Raw genomic sequence first — 18,183 nt, forward strand, 5'->3', positions numbered from 1 at the left:
CCACGGCGCGGAACGCGCGGACCGGAGAGTTCACGCCACCCGGCGTCACGGCGGCGGCGCGGTCGAAGAGCGACTGCGATACTGGGGCATCGTACGAATAAGTCACGTGGGCCATGGTGTCAGAGCATCCGCAACCCGCGGCGGCCCGCCGGAAGGTACCGTCCCGGTAACGCCGCACCACCCCCTCCCTGCGAGGCGTTTCACGTCCCGCTGGAAGGGGAGGTCTCTGACACGATGATCGGGTTGCGCGGCGATGTCCGCGAGTGGTCGGGTAGGTGAGATGCAGCGCGGTGGCGGAGTAGGCGAGACCGGGGACCTCGGTCCGGAGCGCGCACGAGGACGTCACCGAAGGGACGCGGCAGACACGGACACTGGGAGCAGCAAGGGTGGCGGCCGAGTGGGGGTGACCTACAAGTACTTCGGTGCCCCGGACGGCGCGACGGCCGCGCGCGTCCCCGTCTCGATGCGCCCCGAGGAACTCGGCGGCGACGAGCTGGGTCACGGCATGTTCACCAAGATCAAGCCGGAGACGATGGCCGCCATGGTGCTCACCGGCATCGAGGGCATACCGCTGCACCGGGTGCCGCCGCTCGAACTGGTCGTGCTGCACCCCGACTACGCGGTGGTCAAGCTGCCGATGACCGTCGTCGACCCGCTGCGCGGCATCGGCGAGGAGTCGGTGGGCGCGGCGGCCTTCATCTGGTCCACGGTCCCGGACCGCTCGGGCCCCCAGGACGCGTTCAACGTCTACCGGCTGCTGCACGAGTGGCAGGACTTCTCCGACCGCCTGCACGTGGCGGGCCACCAGCCCTACTGCCTGGTCTGGCCCTGACCGGCTCCCGGTGAGGGGTACACCCCCGTGCCGGGACGGTCGCGCGCTGCCGCGTACGGCCGCACCGCACCGCCCCGGCGTGAACGGTTCACTCAGACCCCGGGCACCGCGGCCTCCGCGGCCCGCTTGAACTCACCCAGGTCGTAATTGGCCAGCGTGGAGTCGAGGTTGGTCAGCGCGCCCAACTGCTCCACGAAGCCCTGGGGGTTGTACTCGATCTGGAGCGTCACACGGCTGGTCGTGTCACTGAGGCGGTGGAAGGTGACCACCCCCGCGTGCTCGACGCCCTTCGTGGTCTTCCAGGCGATCCGCTCCTGCGGTACGAGTTCGGTGATTTCGGCCGTGAAGCTCTTGTCGGCGCCCGGAAGCGAGAGCCACCAGGCGAACGACCGGTTGTCGATCGGGACGACCTTCTGCACATGGCTCAGGAACTTCGGCCACTCGGCCACGTCGTTCCACAATGTCCAGCTCACCGCCACCGGAGCCTCGACATCCACGGTCTCTACGAGGGAGGACGACACGCTGTGACACCTCTCATCAGCTAGGGGACTCATCCGTTTCGGCGGTGTGTGTACCCCGGAGCCCGGGAGTCATTGCACCTGTTCCGGCCCCGAATCGGGGCAGCCGGACAGCCGGGCGGCACCCGGGCGGCCGGGCGGTGGACGTAGCCTTTGGCCATGACCAACCGCACCGCCGTCATCAGCGGCGCCAGCAGCGGCATCGGAGCCGCCACCGCACGTCAACTTGCCGCGGCCGGATACCGGGTGGTGCTCACCGCCCGGCGACGGGACCGGATCGGGGCACTGGCGGCGGAGTTGACCGACGCCGGCCACGACGCGGTGGCCCACCCGCTGGACGTCACCGACCGCGCCGCTGTCGACGCCTTCGCGGCCGGGCTCGACCGCTGCGACGTACTGGTCAACAACGCGGGCGGCGCCCTGGGCAGCGATCCGGTGGCCACCGGCGACCCGGCCGACTGGCGGCAGATGTACGAAGTCAACGTCCTCGGCGTGCTGCACCTCACCCAGGCCCTGCTGCCCGCGCTGGCCGCGTCCCCGTCCGGCGAGGGCACGGTGGTGATCGTCTCCTCCACCGCCGGCCACGGCACGTACGAGGGCGGCGGCGGCTATGTCGCGGCCAAGCACGGCGCCCATGTGCTGGCCGAGACGCTGCGCCTGGAGCTGTGCGGAGAACCGGTGCGGGTCATCGAGATCGCGCCCGGCATGGTGAAGACCGACGAGTTCGCCCTCACCCGCTTCCGCGGCGACGCGGAGCGGGCGGCGAAGGTCTACGAGGGCGTCGCCGAGCCGCTCACCGCGGAGGACGTCGCCGACACCATCGCCTGGACCGTGACCCGCCCGCCCCACGTCAACGTCGACCTGCTCGTCGTACGCCCGCGCGCGCAGGCGTCCAACTCCAAGGTCCACCGCGAACGCTGACCCGACGCCCCAGCCGTCAGCCCTTGACGCAGACGACCTGCTTCAGCTTCGCCACGACCTCGACCAGGTCCCGCTGCTGATCGATGACCTGCTCGATCGGCTTGTAGGCGCCCGGGATCTCATCCACGACACCGGAGTCCTTCCGGCACTCCACGCCGCGCGTCTGCTCTTCCAGGTCCCGCTCCGAGAACCGCTTCCGCGCGGCGTTCCGGCTCATCCTCCGGCCCGCGCCGTGCGAGGCGGAGTTGAAGGACGCGGCGTTCCCCAGACCCTTCACGATGTACGAGCCGGTGCCCATCGACCCCGGGATGATGCCGTAGTCACCATCGCCCGCACGGATCGCACCCTTACGGGTCACCAGCAGGTCCATGCCGTCGTAACGCTCCTCCGCCACGTAGTTGTGGTGGCAGGAGATCGTCGGGTCGAAGACGGGCTTCGCCTTCTTGAACTCCTTGCGGACCACGTCCGTCAACAGCCCCATCATCACGGCGCGGTTGTGCTGCGCGTACTCCTGAGCCCAGAACAGGTCGTGCCGGTACGCCGCCATCTGCGGGGTGTCCGCGATGAAGACGGCGAGGTCGCGGTCGACCAGTCCCTTGTTGTGCGGCAGCTTCTGCGCCGCCCCGATGTGGAAGTCGGCCAGCTCCTTGCCGATGTTCCGGGACCCCGAGTGCAGCATCAGCCAGACGGCACCGTCAGAATCCGTGCACACTTCAACGAAGTGGTTGCCTGATCCGAGCGTTCCCATCTGCTTCGTGGCCCGTTCCTGACGGAACTTGACCGCTTCCGCGATCCCGTCGAAGCGCTGCCAGAAGTCGGCCCAGCCGGCCGTCGGGTAGCCGTGCAGCCGCCCGGGGTCGACGGGATCGTCGTGCATCCCGCGCCCCACCGGAATGGCCTGCTCGATCTTCGAGCGCAGCCGGGACAGATCACCGGGCAGGTCGTTCGCGGTGAGGGAGGTCCTGACCGCGGACATGCCGCAGCCGATGTCGACGCCGACGGCCGCCGGACACACGGCACCTTCCATCGCGATCACCGAGCCGACCGTGGCCCCCTTGCCGTAGTGCACGTCCGGCATCACGGCGAGGCCCTTGATCCACGGCAGCGTGGAGACATTGCGCAGCTGCTGCATGGCCGCGTCCTCGACGCCGGCTGGATCGGCCCACATCCGGATCGGCACCCGGGTGCCGGGCACCTCGGTGTACGGCATCGTGACCCAACTCCCCCAGAGACGAATAATGGCAAGGCACAGCGAAACATGACCGAACCTGACGGGCCGGACAAGACGCGGCAAGTCCACGCGAAGAAAAAACCGGACTTTGCGTAACAAAGGCATCACCGGACCGGACGGCCACGCCGTGTGTGCGATAGACATTGTCATCCGTCGCCCCCAGGCGGCGGCAACACGTTTTCGACCGTGTCACGGTCGGACCGACCCGGGAGGCAGGACTGTGCAGCGGAGGGCAAGGACGTACGTCGCCGGCGTCGCGCTGGCGGTCACGCTCTCCGGCGGCCTCACCGCCTGCAGCGACTCACCGGACGGCAAGGGCACCGACACCAAGGCGGGCGGCTCCGCCTCGACCGCCCCCGCGGCCCCGCCCGGCAAGTACCAGACTCTTCCCGAGCCCTGCGGCGCCATCGACCTCGACACCCTCAAGGATCTGCTCCCCGGCGCCGAGACGGCCGGGGACGGTGACGGAGAGGCCTCCCCCAGCGCCTCCCCGTACGAGGGCGAAGCCACCGTGACCTACGACACGGACCGCCGGGTCGGCTGCCGCTGGAAGAGCGCGAACAGCCTCGGCAGCCGGCACCTCGCCGTCGACCTCGAGCGCGTGGTCTCCTACGACCCGGCCGTCAGCGACGACGAGCAGGCCGAGCTGCTGTACGACCAGCGCGCCGGCCAGGCGGACATCCCGACGGAGAGCGTCTCACCCTCCCCGGAGGAGAAGAAGGAAAAGGGCGAGAAGGACGGGAAGGACGAAAAGGACGGCGACAGTCCGGCCGGAAGTGAGAAGCCCGACAGTGCGTCCGCCGGACCCGGCGACGACCCGTCCGGATCCTCCCCGTCACCGGACGCCGAGCTCTCCCCCCGTATGCTCGACGACATCGGCGACAACGCCTACATCGACGACCAACTGGACACCGGCGACTCCGGCGTCCACCGGGACATCACGATCGTCTTCCGCAGCGCGAACGTGATCGCCACGATCACCTACGACCAGTGGCTCTCCGACAAGCGACGCATCCCGGACAGCGCCGAGCTGCAGCAGAAGGCCCGTAGCGTGGCCGAGGAGCTCACGGCGGGCTTCGACGACAACTGACGCAGACTCACTGGAAGCGAAGGAACCATGACCGGAAACGCTCAGCGAACCTCTCATAGCAGCAGACGGACCCACGCCGCGAAGCTCGCCTGCGCGGCGGCCGCGGTACCCGTGCTGCTGGTCGCGGGCTGCTCCTCGGGCTCGAGCGGCGAGAGCGGCTCGGCGGACAAGAGCAAGGCCTCCCCCAGCGCGGCTCCCGTGAAGTTCAAGCAACTGCCGGACGCCTGCAAGACCCTTTCCAAGGGCACGGTCAAGGAGCTGACGCCGAAGTCGGACAACCCGTCCGGCAAGCGCATCGGCAGCGGCAACAGCGGCGACTCGGGCAGCTGCCTGTGGAGCGGCCTGAAGAAGTTCGACTACCGGCAGCTGACCGTCTCGCTCAAGCGCTTCGACTCCGACACTTCGCGCGGCTCCGGCGACAAGCTCGCCGGCGCGTACCTGAAGCAGCAGACCGACGCGGTCCAGAGCGACAAGTCCAACAAGGGCGTCAAGACCACCAAGGTCAACGGCCTGGGCGACCAGGCGCTCTCGGTCAGCAACACGATCAAGAAGAAGAACGGCAAGGGCAAGGCCGAGACCTTCCGCGAGGAGCGCCTCGTCGTCCGCAGCGCCAATGTCGTCGTCTCGGTGGACTACGCGGGCGCCGGCTTCGAGAACGGCAAGACCCCGAGCGCCGCCGACCTGCGGAAGAAGGCCGCGAAGGCGGCCAAGGAGGCGGTCGCCGCGCTGAAGTGACGCCCGCGCGCGGCGGGGGACTTGACGCATGTGCCAGTCTGGTGCGCCGCCGGTTTCCTAGGGTGGGGGACAACTCCAGTGCAGGCCGTACAACTGACACGAATACATCGCATACTCATCGCGGTCGTGGTCGCGGGTGCCGTGATCATCGCCGCGATCGGGTTCGCGGGTTCCTACGCCGCGGTGCGCGATCTCGCAGAACAGAAGGGCTTCGGCGCGTTCGCGCCGTTCTTCCCGATCGGCATCGACGCGGGCATCGTCGTGCTGCTCGCGCTGGATCTGCTGCTCACCTGGATCCGCATCCCGTTCCCCCTGCTGCGCCAGACCGCGTGGCTGCTGACGGCGGCCACCATCGCCTTCAACGGTGCCGCCGCCTGGCCGGACCCGCTCGGCGTCGGGATGCACGCGGTGATCCCGGTCCTCTTCGTCGTCTCGGTCGAGGCCGCCCGGCACGCGATCGGACGGATCGCGGACATCACGGCCGACAAGCACATGGAGGGCGTCCGCATCTCGCGGTGGCTGCTCGCCTTCCCCTCCACCTTCCGGCTGTGGCGGCGGATGAAGCTGTGGGAGCTGCGCTCCTACGACCAGGTCATCCGGATGGAACAGGACCGCCTCGTCTACGAGGCCCGGCTGCGCGCCCGGTTCGGACGTGGCTGGCGCCGCAAGGCGCCGGTGGAGTCCCTGATGCCGCTCAAGCTGGCCCGCTACGGCGTGCCGCTCACCGAGACCGGCCCGTCCGGCCTGGCGGCGGCGGGGATCAGGGCGGCGGCCGGGACCGTACGGGAACGGCCCGCGGCGCTCGAGAAGGCTGTTGACGGGTCCGCTCCTCAGCCAACGGCTCAGTCCATGACTCAGTCCACGACCCGGCCCACGCCTCAGTCCACGCCCGCGCCGGTGCGCGCGGGCGAACAGAGGCCGGAGCCCGGCCCGGAACACCTTCCGGGACCCGAGCCCGTCCACGAGCGCGCACAGCCCGTGCAGCCCGCACAGCCCGTGCAGGAAGCCTTCCCGGAACCTGAGGCCGCGCCCGAGCCCGCCCCCGGATACGCGTACGCCGCCGAGACGCAGGCCGCGGGCCCTCAGGTCACCGTCCCCGTGGGTCCCGGCCGTCGCCGCGCCCTGGGCAACTCCCACGCCCCCGGCAGCACCGCGCTGTTCATGGAGCCCGCCCCCGACCCGCAGCCGGAGTACGAGTACTTCGAACCGGAGCCTGCGACCGGACACCAGCCCGAGCCGGCCCCGGCCGGATACGACGACGCGGACCCGGTGGGCATACCCGACGGCGTGCCGCGCGAGGAGTTCTACTTCCTGGTCTACCGGCAGTTCGTCGCCGCCCAGGCCAGCTTCCCCACGGCGCGCCAGCTCTCGCGTGACCTGCACGACGGGCACGGGGTGACCAACTCCGACGGCAGCCTGCTCAGCGAGAACTATCTGCGTGGCTACATGCGGGAGTTCAAGGAGCGCTACAACACCGAGATGGGCCTCGCGGGCTGACCGGACCGACCGGGCTGAGGGGCCGGTTCACGCGCCCAGCAGCTTGCGCACCCGGTCCGTCCCCACGGCCAGCAGCAGCGTGGGCAGCCGCGGCCCGGTCTCGCTGCCGACGAGCAACCGGTAGAGCAGCGCGAAGAACGCGCGCTGCGCCACCTTCAGTTCGGGCGTCGGCTTGGCGTCCGGCGCCACCCCGGCCTGCACCTTCGGCACCCCGTAGACGAGCTGGGTCAGCCCGTCCAGCGACCAGTGGTCCGCCAGCCCGTCCAGCAGCAGCCGGAGCGATGCGCGCCGCTCGTCGTCCAGCGACTCCAGCAGTGCGGTGTCCGGCTCGTCCCGTACCCGCGTGCGCTGCTCGGCGGGAACCTGGGTGGCGATCCAGCACTGCGCCCGGTCCAGCCGGGGCCGTACCTCGTCCAGGGCGAGCACCGGCCGCTCCGGGTCCAGTTCGCTCAGGATGCGCAGCGTCTGCTCGTCGTTGCCCGCCGTGATGTCCGCGACGGAGGCGAGGGTGCGGTACGGCAGCGGGCGCGCCGTCGCGGGCAGCGGCAGCGCGGCCGTCGACGACGCGCGCAGGTGCGCGGCGATGTCGGCGGGCTGCGCCTCGCCGGACGCGAGCTTGCGCTCCAGCGCGTCCCACTCGTCGTACATGCGCTGGATCTCCTGGTCGAAGGCGACCTTGAAGGACTGGTTGGGCCGGCGCCGCGCGTACAGCCAGCGCAGCAGTGGCGCCTCCATGATCTGCAGCGCGTCGGCCGGGGTCGGCACGCCGCCCTTCGAGGACGACATCTTCGCCATGCCGCTGATCCCGACGAAGGCGTACATCGGCCCGATGGGCTGCTCCGCGCCGAAGATCTCCTTCACCAGCTGGCCACCGACCACGAAGGACGACCCGGGCGACTGGTGGTCCACGCCGCTCGGCTCGAAGACGACGCCCTCGTAGGCCCAGCGCATCGGCCAGTCGACCTTCCACACCAGCTTGCCGTGGTCGAACTCGCGCAGCAGCACCGTCTCACCGTGCCCGCAGGCGCAGGTGTAGGTCAGCTCGGTGGTCGCGTCGTCGTAGGCGGTCACTGTCGTCACGTCGCGCCCGCACACCGTGCAGTACGGCTTGTACGGGTAGTACGCGCCGCCGCCCGCGCCGGAGCCGTCGTCCTCGGCGGCCGCGCCGGAGCCCTCGGCGGCCTCGACCTCGGCCGCGTCCGGCTCCCCCTGCTGCTTCTTCTTCTGCTGCTTGCCGCCGGCGGCCGCCTTGTCCAGCGTCCGGTACCGGTCCAGCACGGCGTTGACGCGCTCGCGTTCGCGCATCGCGAAGAGGATCTGCTCGCGGTACGCGCCCGAGGTGTACTTCGCCGTCTGGCTGATGCCGCGGTACTCGACGCCCAGCTCGGCCAGCGACGCCGTCATCGCGGCCTTGAAGTGCTCGGCCCAGCTGCCGTAGGCGCTGCCGCGCGGCGCGGGCACGGAGGTCAGCGGCTTGCCGATGTGCTCCTCCCAGGACGCGTCCACGCCCTCGACCCCGGCGGGCACCTTGCGGAACCGGTCGTAGTCGTCCCAGGAGATGATGTGCTCGCACGGCGCCCCGCGCCGCTTGATCTCGTCGGCGACCAGATGCGGCACCATCACCTCGCGCAGGTTGCCCAGGTGGATCGGCCCGGACGGGGAGAGGCCGGACGCGCAGATCACGGCTTTGCCGGGTGCGCGACGCTCCCCTTCGGCGATGACGTCATCGGCGATACGGGAGACCCAGTCGGCCTCGGGGGTGGTCTGAGCCACTTCCGGCACTTCCTTCTCTCTGCGCTGCGCTGTGTTGATCAGGGGCCGCACTCTGCTGCGATCTGCCCGCGGTGCCATTCTTTCACCGAGCAGGGGGAGGTTGTCGCATGGGATACTGCGGCACCAGTCCCTGCCACCCACCTACGGAACGGCTCGTATTCATGGCCTCGGTCCCGTCCCTCGCCGCCACGGTCCACCATCGCCTCGCGCAGGCTCTTTCGGCAGCTCTGCCGGAGGCAGCCGCCGCGGACCCCATGCTGCGCCGAAGCGACCGGGCGGACTTCCAGGCCAACGGGATGCTGGCGCTCGCCAAGGGACTCAAGGCCAACCCGCGCGAGCTGGCCGGACAGGTCGTCGACAGCCTGCCGCCCAACGACGAGATCACCTCCATCGAGGTCTCCGGGCCCGGCTTCCTCAACATCGAACTCTCCGACGCCGCCATCCTGCGCACCCTCGCCGCCCGCTACGAGGACGACCGGCTCGGTGTCCCGTACGCGGAGCAGCCGGGCACGACGGTGATCGACTACTCGCAGCCGAACGTGGCCAAGGAGATGCACGTCGGCCACCTGCGCTCGACCGTCATCGGCGACGCCGTCACGCAGGTACTGGAGTACCGCGGCGAGCGGGTCGTGCGCCGGCACCACATCGGCGACTGGGGTACCCAGTTCGGCATGCTCATCCAGTACCTGATCGAGCACCCGCACGAGTTGGACCACGCGTCGGACACCGCCCAGGGCGCGGACAAGGATTCGGGCGAGGCGGCGATGGCCCGGCTCAACCGGCTCTACAAGGCCTCCCGCCAGATCTTCGACTCCGACGAGGAGTTCAAGACCCGGGCCCGCGACCGGGTCGTGGCGCTGCAGGCCGGCGACAAGGAGACGCTCGCCCTCTGGCACAAGATCGTGGACGAGTCGAAGACGTACTTCCAGGCGGTCTACGAGCAGTTGGACGTCGAGATCCGGGACGCGGACATCGTCGGCGAGAGCGCCTACAACGACGACCTCCAGCAAGTGGTACGGGACCTGGAGGACGGGGCCGTCGCCGAGCGCTCCGAGGGCGCCCTGTGCGTCTTCTTCGACGACGTCAAGGGCCCCGACGGCTCCCCGACCCCGCTCATCGTGCAGAAGTCCAACGGCGGCTTCGGCTACGCCGCGACCGACCTCGCCGCCATCCGCGACCGCATGTTCGCGCTGCACGCGGACACGCTGCTCTACGTCGTGGACGCCCGCCAGGCGCTGCACTTCCGGATGGTCTTCGAGACCGCGCAGCGGGCGGGCTGGCTCCCCAAGGGCGCGGCACGGCAGCTGGCCTTCGGCACGGTGCTGGGCAAGGACGGCAAGCCGTTCAAGACCCGCGCGGGCGAGACGGTGCGGCTGGTGGACCTGCTGGACGAGGCGGTGCAGCGCGCGGCGGTGGTCGTACGCGACAAGGCCGAGGGCCTCGGCCTCAGCGAGGAGGAGATCCAGGAGCGGGCCGCCCAGGTCGGCATCGGCGCGGTCAAGTACGCGGACCTGTCCAACTCGATGTCCCGTGACTACGTCTTCGACCTCGACCGGATGGTGTCGCTGCAGGGCGACACCAGCGTGTACCTGCAGTACGCCCACGCCCGGATCCGGTCCATCTTCCGCAAGGCGGGCGACCTGAAGCCCGCCGCGCACCCGGAGCTGTCACTGGCACCGCAGGAGCGCGCGCTGGCCCTGCACCTGGACGAGTTCGCCGAGGCGCTGGCCGGGGTGGCCGAGACCTACGAGCCGCACAAGCTCGCCGCCTACCTCTACGAACTGGCCACGCTCTACAGCCCGTTCTACGAGCACTGCCCGGTGCTGAAGGCGGGGTCCGCAGAGCTGACCGAGAACCGGCTCTTCCTCTGTGACCTCACCGCCCGCACCCTCCGCCAGGGCATGTCCCTGCTGGGCATCCGCACGCCCGAGCGGCTCTGACCACCCGCGGCACCCGTCCACGGCACATCGCCTTGGGCCCCACGGCACCCTGCCGCCGCGGCGCGAAACCACCCCACGCGAGGGTCCGGCAGCATGGCCGACCGACCGCAGCACCGCCTTGGCTGATCCGCCGGACAGGCGCTACAGCTTGCCCGCGGCCTCCGTCGCCCAGTAGGTGAGGATCAGGTTCGCACCCGCGCGCTTGAAGCTGGTGAGGGTCTCCATCACGGCCTGGTCGCGGTCGATCCAGCCGTTCCGCGCCGCGGCCTCGACCATCGCGTACTCGCCGGAGATCTGGTAGACGCCCACCGGCACGTCCGCCCTGTCGGCGAAGTCGCGGAGAATGTCCAGGTTCGGCAGGCCGGGCTTGACCATGACCATGTCCGCGCCCTCCGCCAGGTCGAGGGAGAGTTCGCGGAGTGCCTCGCGGGCGTTGGCGGGGTCCTGCTGGTACGTCCTGCGGTCGCCCTTCAGCGATGAGCCCACGGCCTCACGGAAGGGGCCGTAGAAGGCCGAGGAGTACTTCGCGGTGTAGGCGAAGAGCGACACGTCCTGGTGGCCCGCCTCGTCCAGGGCCCTGCGGACGTGGCCGATCTGGCCGTCCATCATGCCGCTCGGGCCGAGCGTGTGGGCGCCCGCCGCCGCCTGGACGCAGGCCATCTCGGCGTACCGCTCCAGGGTGGCGTCGTTGTCGACCCGGCCCTCGGCGTCCAGGACACCGCAGTGGCCGTGGTCGGTGAACTCGTCCAGGCACAGGTCGGACATGATGACGAGATCATCGCCGACCTCCGCCCGTACGTCCCGCAGCGCGACCTGCAGAATGCCGTCCGGGTCGGTGCCGCAGCTTCCGACGGCGTCCTTGTCCTCCTCCGCCGGCACGCCGTAGATCATGATGCCGCCGACGCCCGCCCGTACGGCCTCGGCAGCGGCCTTCTTGAGCGTCTCCCGCGTGTGCTGCACGACGCCCGGCATGGACGAGACCGGCACCGGCTCGCTGATGCCGTCCCGTACGAAGACGGGCAGGATCAGATCGGCCGGGTGCGGCCGGTGCTCGGCGACCATCCGGCGCATGGCCGGGGTGGTACGCAGCCGGCGCGGGCGCACCGCCGGGAACCCGGAGCCGGTGGTGCCGGTACCCGCGGAAACGTGCCTGCTCACGATGTGCGTGCCCTCCTCCAGGCCGGGCGCTTCTCGCTCGGCCGCTTCACGACGTCGCCCGCCGCGACGGCCTCCGCGCGGCGCTTCGCGCCGAAGTCCGCCAGCGCCTCCGCCAGTCTGTGCACCGAGGGCTCCGGCGACATCACGTCCACCCGCAGCCCGTGCTCCTCCGCCGTCTTGGCGGTGGCCGGGCCGATGCAGGCGATGACGGTCACGTTGTGCGGCTTGCCCGCGATGCCGACCAGGTTGCGCACCGTGGAGGACGAGGTGAAGAGCACCGCGTCGAAGCCGCCGCCCTTGATGGCCTCCCGCGTCTCGGCGGCCGGCGGCGAGGCCCGCACCGTGCGGTACGCGGTCACGTCGTCGACCTCCCAGCCCAGCTCGATGAGCCCGGCCACCAGGGTCTCGGTGGCGATGTCGGCGCGGGGCAGGAAGACGCGGTCGATGGGGTCGAAGACCGGATCGTAGGGCGGCCAGTCCTCCAGCAGCCCGGCGGCCGACTGCTCGCCGCTGGGCACCAGGTCGGGACGTACGCCGAACTCGATCAGCGAGGCGGCGGTCTGCTCACCGACCGCCGCGACCTTGATCCCGGCGAAGGCGCGGGCGTCCAGTCCGTACTCCTCGAACTTCTCCCGCACCGCCTTCACCGCGTTGACGGAGGTGAAGGCGATCCACTCGTAGCGGCCGGTGACCAGGCCCTTGACCGCGCGCTCCATCTGCTGCGGGGTGCGCGGCGGTTCGACGGCGATGGTGGGCACCTCGGCCGGCACCGCGCCGTAGCTGCGCAGCTGGTCGGAGAGCGAAGCCGCCTGCTCCCTCGTGCGCGGCACCAGCACCTGCCAGCCGAACAGCGGCTTGGACTCGAACCAGGCGAGCTGCTGGCGCTGCGCGGCGGCGCTGCGTTCCCCGACGACGGCTATGACCGGCTGACCGCCATCGGCGGAAGGCAGCACCTTCGTGGACTTGAGCAGCTGGCTGATGGTGCCGACGGTGGCGGTCCAGGTGCGCTGCCGGGTCGTGGTGCCCGCGGCGGTGACCGTCAGCGGGGTGTCGGGCTTGCGGCCCGCCGCCACCAGTTCACCGGCCACCGAGACGACCGAGTCCAGGGTGGCCGAGACGACGACGGTCGCATCGCTCGCGCCGACCTCGGTCCAGCATCTGTCGTCGGCGCTGCGCGCGTCGATGAAGCGGACGTCGGTGCCCTGCGCGTCGCGCAGCGGCACACCGGCGTACGCGGGCACCCCGACCGCGGTCGCGATGCCGGGCACCACCTCGAAGGGGATGCCCTCACCTGCGCAGGCCAGCATCTCGCGCGCCGCGTCCGCGTCCAGGCCGGGGTCACCGGTGACGGCACGCACGACCCGCTTGCCCGCCCGTGCGGCGGCCATGGCAAGATCTGCTGCACCACCACCCGTGGGCCCGGGGGCAGTTGACGTCCCGTCGGTTTCCACCCGGAGCGGAGTGTCCACCCCTGCCCGTGCATGGGCCCGGACGACGTCGTACACCTGCGGGTCGGCGACAAGCACATCGGCCTGCGCGAGTGCCTCGACGCCGCGCAGCGTCAGCAGACCCGGGTCTCCGGGCCCGGCACCGAGAAAGGTGACGTGTCCGTGTGCACCGTAGAGGTGCTGAGTTGGCGAATTGTGGGCGGCGGTGGGGCTCAAAGTGCTCGCTCCCCCATCAGACCGGCAGCACCCTTGGCGAGCATCTCGTCGGCGAGTTCGCGACCCAGCTGTTGCGGGATCGCGGCGTCGGCGGCGGACGCCGGTACGGGACCGGTGGTGGACAGCTGCACCAGCGTTTCGCCGTCGGTGGTGCCGACGACGCCGCGCAGGCGCATTTCGGTGGCAACCTGCCCGTCGACAAGCAGGTCGGCCAGCGCTCCCACAGGTGCGCTGCAGCCGGCCTCCAAGGCGGCGAGCAGAGTTCGCTCGGCGGTCACGGCGGCCCGGGTGTCCGGGTCGTCGAGCTCGGCGAGCTGGGCAGCCAGGTGCGCGTTGGCGGACGCACACTCGACGGCCAGTGCCCCCTGGCCGGGGGCGGGCAAGACGGTGTCGGGGCTGAGCAGCTCGGTGACCTCGTCGAGGCGGCCGATGCGCCGCAGCCCGGCGGCTGCGAGCACCACCGCGTCAAGGTCGCCGGAGCGCACGTACCCGATGCGTGTGTCGATGTTCCCACGGATCGGCACGGTGTCGACCCGCACGCCGAGACCGCGGGCCCAGGAGTTCAGCTGCGCCATGCGGCGCGGCGAACCGGTACCCACGCGGGCGGGCCGCCCCGAGACCTCGGCCGTGCGGACCAGCCGCTCGAAGTCCAGCCCGTCCCGGGCCACCAGCGCGTCACGCGCGTCCGCGCGCTCCGGCACGGCGGCGACGGTCAGGTCGCCGGGCTGGGCCGTGGGCAGGTCCTTGAGGGAGTGCACCGCGAAGTCGACCTCACCGGCCAGCAGCGCGTCGCGCAGGGCGGTGACGAAGACGCCGGTGCCGCCGATCTGGGCGAGCTGCTCCTTGCTGACGTCCCCGTACGTCGTGATCTCGACCAGCTCGACGGGGCGGCCCGTCAGCCGGCGGACCTGCTCGGCCACGATGCCCGACTGGGCCATGGCGAGCTTGCTGCGCCGGGTACCCAGCCGGAGGGCTGCTCCCGTGGTGTTGCTCATGCGCTCACCTCGTCGCGCTCGGCCGCGCTCTCGCGCGGTGCGCACCTTTCGTTCACTTGCTCGCTCCGGCGCCGTTGCGACCGGCCCTGCTCTGTCCGGCGCCGCTCCGGCCGGCGTCGCCCGCTCATAGCCGTCCACCTGCCGTCGAGTCCGCCGTACGGTCGGGGGACCCCGCGGGTGCCGGGACCTCGGGCGTCACCGGCGCCGGGCTGCTGACGGCGGCGACGGCTTGCGGGTCGAGGTCGAAGAGTTCGCGCAGCGCGTCGGCGTATCCCGCGCCGCCGGGTTCACCGGCGAGCTCCTTCACGCGCACCGTCGGCGCGTGCAGGAGCTTGTCCACGACGCGGCGCACGGTCTGTGTGATCTCCGCGCGCTGCTTGTCGTCGAGTCCATGCAGCCGCCCCTCCAGCCGGGCCACCTCGGTGGCGACGACATCGGCGGCCATGGTGCGCAGGGCGACGACGGTCGGGGTGATCGTCGCGGCCCGCTGCGCGGCACCGAAGGCGCCGACCTCCTCGCTGACGATGGCGCGGACGGCGTCCACGTCGGCGGCCAGCGGCGCGTCCGCCGCCGCTTCGGCGAGCGACTCGATGTCGACCAGCCGGACCCGCTCCACGCGGTGCACGGCGGCGTCGACGTCACGGGGCATGGCCAGGTCGAGCAGCGCGAGGGGCGAGGCCGCCGCGGAGCCGTGGCCAGGGCCGGAGTCCCGGTGCAGGACCGCGTCGCGCACCGCGTCTGCGGTGAGGACGAGGCCGGCCGCGCCCGTACAGGAGACGACGATGTCCGCGCTCGGGAGTTCCGCCGGGACACGGTGTATCGGGAGGGCGTGCGCCGCTCCCATGTCCAGGCCGGAGGCCAGCCGCTCGGCGCGGTCCAGCGTCCTGTTGGCGATCACCAGTTCGGCGACCCCGGCGCGCGCGAGGGTCGTCGCGGCCAGGGCCGACATGGACCCGGCGCCGATGACGAGGGCACGCTTGCCGCGTACCCACTCGGCGACCGGCTCGTCGCCGGCGAGCTGCTCGAGGCCGAAGGTGACCAGCGACTGGCCCGCCTTGTCGATGCCGGTCTCGCTGTGCGCCCGCTTCCCGGCGCGCAGCGCCTGCTGGAAGAGGTCGTTGAGCAGCCGTCCCGCCGTGTGCTGGTCCTGGGCGACGGCGAGCGCGTCCTTGATCTGGCCCAGAATCTGGCCCTCGCCGACGACCATCGAGTCCAGGCCGCAGGCCACCGAGAACAGATGATGGACGGCCCGGTCCTCGTAGTGCACGTAGAGATGGGGAGTCAGCTCCTCCAAGCCGACGCCGCTGTGCCGCGCGAGCAGCGTGGACAGCTCGGCGACACCGGCGTGGAACTTGTCGACGTCGGCGTAGAGCTCGATCCGGTTGCAGGTGGAGAGCACCGCCGCCTCCGCCGCGGGCTCCGCGCCCATCACGTCCTGGAGCAGCTTGCTGCGTACCTGCGGCGCGAGGGCGGCCCGGTCGAGCACGCTCACCGGCGCGCTGCGATGACTCAGACCGACGACGAGCAGACTCATGCCGGCATCACGGCGGGGACATCCCCGTCAGGTCCCGGCTTGGGGCGCTTGGTCACCGCTGCGGCGGGCGGAGCCGCCGGCGGAGTGGTCTCCTCGTCCTCGGGCACGTCCTCGCCCGCCTTGCGCTGCTCGTGGAAGGCGAGGATCTGCAGCTCGATGGAGAGGTCGACCTTCCGTACGTCCACACCCTCGGGAACGGACAGCACGGTCGGTGCGAAGTTGAGGATGGAGGTGATCCCGGCGGCGACGAACCGCTCGCACACCTGCTGGGCGGCGCCCGCGGGGGTGGCGATCACACCGATGGAGACGCCGTTGTCGTCGATGATCTTCTCGAGCTCGTCGGTGTGCTGCACCGAGATGCCCGCGACGTGCCGCCCGGTGAGGGACGGGTCGGCGTCTATCAGGGCGGCGACGCGGAATCCGCGGGAGGCGAATCCGCCGTAGTTGGCGAGCGCGGCGCCGAGGTTGCCGATGCCGACGATGACGACGGGCCAGTCCTGGGTCAGGCCGAGTTCACGGGAGATCTGGTAGACGAGGTATTCGACGTCGTAGCCGACACCGCGGGTGCCGTAGGAGCCGAGGTAGGAGAAGTCCTTGCGCAGCTTGGCCGAGTTGACCCCGGCGGCGGCCGCCAGCTCCTCCGACGAGACCGTGGGCACCGAGCGCTCGGAGAGCGCGGTGAGTGCCCGCAGATACAGCGGAAGGCGGGCCACGGTGGCCTCGGGGATCCCTCGGCTGCGACTCGTCGCCGGTCGATGATTTCGGCCAGTTGCCACGGTGCTCCTGCCAGTTGCGCGAAGCGGTGAGCGGTCCTGCGCGAAGCGCGCGGCCTGACCGCTCCATCGCGCCCAGGCTATGCCTTTGTGAACGCGTGCACAAAAGAGCTGTCCAATTTGTCCGGTCAACGTGACCGGCGCCACACGCATCAGCAGCGACACCCGTCACACTCCTCACGTCATATTCGCCGCCGCGGCCCGTCACTCACGCATCGAGCGCCGCGCGCAGCCGCCGCGGATCCACCCGCCAGAAGTCGTGCTGCGCGCCGTCCACCAGTACAACGGGAATCTGCTCCCAGTATTTCCGGTACAGCTCCGGGTCGGTGTTGATGTCCTTCTCCTCCCAGGCCGCCCCGGCCTCGGCACACACCCGGACGACCACGTCCCGCGCCACCTCGCACAGATGACACCCGGGCTTACCGATCAGCGTGACAGTCTTCATGTACTCCATTGTCACGCTTCACCGTCACCACACTTCACTGTTGTATCGCTGCACAGGCGGCGCACGGCATTCAGGGTCGCCCGCCCGCCAACAGCCGGACACCCGGGCGTAACGGTGCGGGCGCCCGTAGTGGCTATCCTCGGGGACATGCCCTCCCGCCCTCGTCCCGAACTCGTCTGGTCCTGGCTCACCCGCCGCAACCGGACCGCGACCGCGCGCAGCGTGCTCGCGGGTGAGGCCGCCGCCGAGGCGGCCCGCAAGCAGGAGCAGGAGCAGCCGGAGGGAGCGGCGGGCGAACCGGAGTTCCCGGTCGCCGGGGACATCCGCGGCGCCGCCTTCTTCGACCTCGACAACACGGTGATGCAGGGCGCGGCGATCTTCCACCTCGGACGCGGCCTCTACAAGCGCAAGTTCTTCGAGAAGCGTGAACTCGCCCGCTTCGCCTGGCAGCAGACCTACTTCCGGATGGCGGGCACCGAGAACGCCGGGCACATGGCGGACGTACGCTCCAGTGCGCTGTCCATCGTCAAGGGCCATCACGTGTCCGAACTGGTGGACATAGGCGAGGAGATCTACGACGAGTACATGGCCGGCCGTATCTGGCCCGGCACCCGCGCCCTCGCCCAGGCGCACCTCGACGCCGGCCAGAAGGTGTGGCTCGTCACGGCCGCACCCGTGGAGACCGCCACCATCGTCGCCCGCCGGCTCGGGCTGACCGGCGCCCTCGGCACCGTCGCCGAATCGGTGGACGGCGTCTACACGGGCAGGCTGGTCGGAGAGCCGCTGCACGGTCCCGCCAAGGCGGAGGCCGTACGGGCGCTCGCCGCCGCCGAGGACCTGGAACTGGAGCGGTGCGCCGCGTACAGCGACTCGGCGAACGACATTCCGATGCTCTCGCTCGTCGGCTATCCGTATGCGATCAATCCTGACAGCCGGCTTCGCGACCACGCGCGCGAGATGGGCTGGCGGCTGCGGGACTACCGGACCGCCCGGAAGGCGGCGAGGGTCGGCATCCCGGCAGCCGCGGGCGTCGGCGCCGTGGCGGGCGGCGCTGCCGCCGCCGTGGCCATGCAGCGC

At 70.9% G+C, this 18,183-nt stretch carries 16 protein-coding genes and 1 pseudogene; 7 read left to right on the forward strand and 10 right to left on the reverse strand.

The annotated features are described in order from the left end of the window. Positions 1-181 (reverse strand): annotated as a pseudogene (locus tag ACRDP3_RS12340) (hypothetical protein); the annotation flags it as partial. A gap of 99 nt (positions 182-280) precedes the next feature. Between ACRDP3_RS12340 and ACRDP3_RS12345 the strand changes: the two are divergent. Beyond that, positions 281-832 (forward strand): hypothetical protein, encoded by a 552-nt coding sequence (locus ACRDP3_RS12345; RefSeq protein WP_431516946.1) that lies wholly within the window; start codon positions 281-283, stop codon positions 830-832. A 92-nt stretch (positions 833-924) separates the two neighbouring features. Here ACRDP3_RS12345 and ACRDP3_RS12350 read toward each other — a convergent pair whose 3' ends face one another. After that, positions 925-1,353, reverse strand: a complete 429-nt coding sequence (locus tag ACRDP3_RS12350) for an SRPBCC family protein (protein ID WP_431516947.1) — start codon at positions 1,351-1,353, stop codon at positions 925-927. Positions 1,354-1,509: 156 nt separating this feature from the next. Between ACRDP3_RS12350 and ACRDP3_RS12355 the strand changes: the two genes are divergently transcribed. After that, positions 1,510-2,271, forward strand: coding sequence for an SDR family NAD(P)-dependent oxidoreductase (locus ACRDP3_RS12355; protein ID WP_431516948.1), 762 nt, complete (start codon positions 1,510-1,512; stop codon positions 2,269-2,271). Between the two features lie 16 nt (positions 2,272-2,287). On the opposite strand, the gene ACRDP3_RS12360 is transcribed toward ACRDP3_RS12355, so the two are convergent. Beyond that, the gene (locus ACRDP3_RS12360) at positions 2,288-3,481 is read right to left on the reverse strand and encodes an RtcB family protein (protein WP_431516949.1); all 1,194 of its coding nucleotides are present in this window, start codon (positions 3,479-3,481) and stop codon (positions 2,288-2,290) included. Between the two features lie 241 nt (positions 3,482-3,722). Here ACRDP3_RS12360 and ACRDP3_RS12365 point away from each other — a divergent pair, with 241 nt between their 5' ends. The 3 genes from ACRDP3_RS12365 (at position 3,723) to ACRDP3_RS12375 (ending at position 6,824) form a co-directional block, all read left to right on the forward strand. Next, positions 3,723-4,592, forward strand: a complete 870-nt coding sequence (locus tag ACRDP3_RS12365) for a hypothetical protein (RefSeq protein WP_431516950.1) — start codon at positions 3,723-3,725, stop codon at positions 4,590-4,592. A 27-nt stretch (positions 4,593-4,619) separates the two neighbouring features. After that, a complete protein-coding gene (locus tag ACRDP3_RS12370; RefSeq protein WP_431516951.1) occupies positions 4,620-5,327 on the forward strand; it encodes a DUF3558 domain-containing protein in 708 nt (235 codons plus the stop codon). A gap of 78 nt (positions 5,328-5,405) precedes the next feature. Continuing rightward, positions 5,406-6,824 (forward strand): DUF2637 domain-containing protein, encoded by a 1,419-nt coding sequence (locus tag ACRDP3_RS12375; RefSeq protein WP_431516952.1) that lies wholly within the window; start codon positions 5,406-5,408, stop codon positions 6,822-6,824. Positions 6,825-6,851: 27 nt separating this feature from the next. Here the strand turns inward: ACRDP3_RS12375 and lysS are convergent, their stop codons facing one another. Then, positions 6,852-8,597, reverse strand: a complete 1,746-nt coding sequence (gene lysS, locus ACRDP3_RS12380) for a lysine--tRNA ligase (RefSeq protein WP_431516953.1) — start codon at positions 8,595-8,597, stop codon at positions 6,852-6,854. A gap of 161 nt (positions 8,598-8,758) precedes the next feature. Here lysS and argS point away from each other — a divergent pair, with 161 nt between their 5' ends. After that, positions 8,759-10,537 carry an arginine--tRNA ligase gene (gene argS, locus ACRDP3_RS12385; protein WP_431516954.1) on the forward strand — a complete coding sequence of 593 codons (1,779 nt, stop codon included), beginning with the start codon at positions 8,759-8,761 and terminating at the stop codon, positions 10,535-10,537. A 141-nt stretch (positions 10,538-10,678) separates the two neighbouring features. Here argS and hemB read toward each other — a convergent pair whose 3' ends face one another. From hemB to ACRDP3_RS12415, 6 genes are all read right to left on the reverse strand, one after another. After that, on the reverse strand, positions 10,679-11,695 hold the full coding sequence (gene hemB / locus ACRDP3_RS12390; RefSeq protein WP_431516955.1) for a porphobilinogen synthase: 1,017 nt from the start codon (positions 11,693-11,695) through the stop codon (positions 10,679-10,681). After that, the gene (locus ACRDP3_RS12395) at positions 11,692-13,359 is read right to left on the reverse strand and encodes a uroporphyrinogen-III synthase (RefSeq protein ID WP_431516956.1); all 1,668 of its coding nucleotides are present in this window, start codon (positions 13,357-13,359) and stop codon (positions 11,692-11,694) included. The genes hemB and ACRDP3_RS12395 overlap by 4 nt, the downstream gene beginning before the upstream one ends. Next, positions 13,356-14,354, reverse strand: coding sequence for a hydroxymethylbilane synthase (hemC, locus tag ACRDP3_RS12400; RefSeq protein ID WP_431516957.1), 999 nt, complete (start codon positions 14,352-14,354; stop codon positions 13,356-13,358). The genes ACRDP3_RS12395 and hemC overlap by 4 nt, the downstream gene beginning before the upstream one ends. Positions 14,355-14,478: 124 nt before the next feature. Next, positions 14,479-15,888, reverse strand: coding sequence for a glutamyl-tRNA reductase (locus ACRDP3_RS12405; protein WP_431516958.1), 1,410 nt, complete (start codon positions 15,886-15,888; stop codon positions 14,479-14,481). Beyond that, positions 15,885-16,664 carry a redox-sensing transcriptional repressor Rex gene (locus ACRDP3_RS12410; protein ID WP_431516959.1) on the reverse strand — a complete coding sequence of 260 codons (780 nt, stop codon included), beginning with the start codon at positions 16,662-16,664 and terminating at the stop codon, positions 15,885-15,887. The genes ACRDP3_RS12405 and ACRDP3_RS12410 overlap by 4 nt, the downstream gene beginning before the upstream one ends. A gap of 205 nt (positions 16,665-16,869) precedes the next feature. After that, entirely contained in the window at positions 16,870-17,106 is a 237-nt protein-coding gene (locus tag ACRDP3_RS12415) for a glutaredoxin family protein (protein WP_431516960.1), read from the reverse strand. A 147-nt stretch (positions 17,107-17,253) separates the two neighbouring features. On the opposite strand from ACRDP3_RS12415, the gene ACRDP3_RS12420 reads away from it, so the two are divergent. Further along, positions 17,254-18,183: HAD family hydrolase (locus ACRDP3_RS12420; protein ID WP_431516961.1), on the forward strand; the 930-nt coding region annotated here is incomplete at its 3' end.

Source organism: Streptomyces sp., assembly GCF_050698815.1.
Lineage (GTDB): Bacteria > Actinomycetota > Actinomycetes > Streptomycetales > Streptomycetaceae > Streptomyces.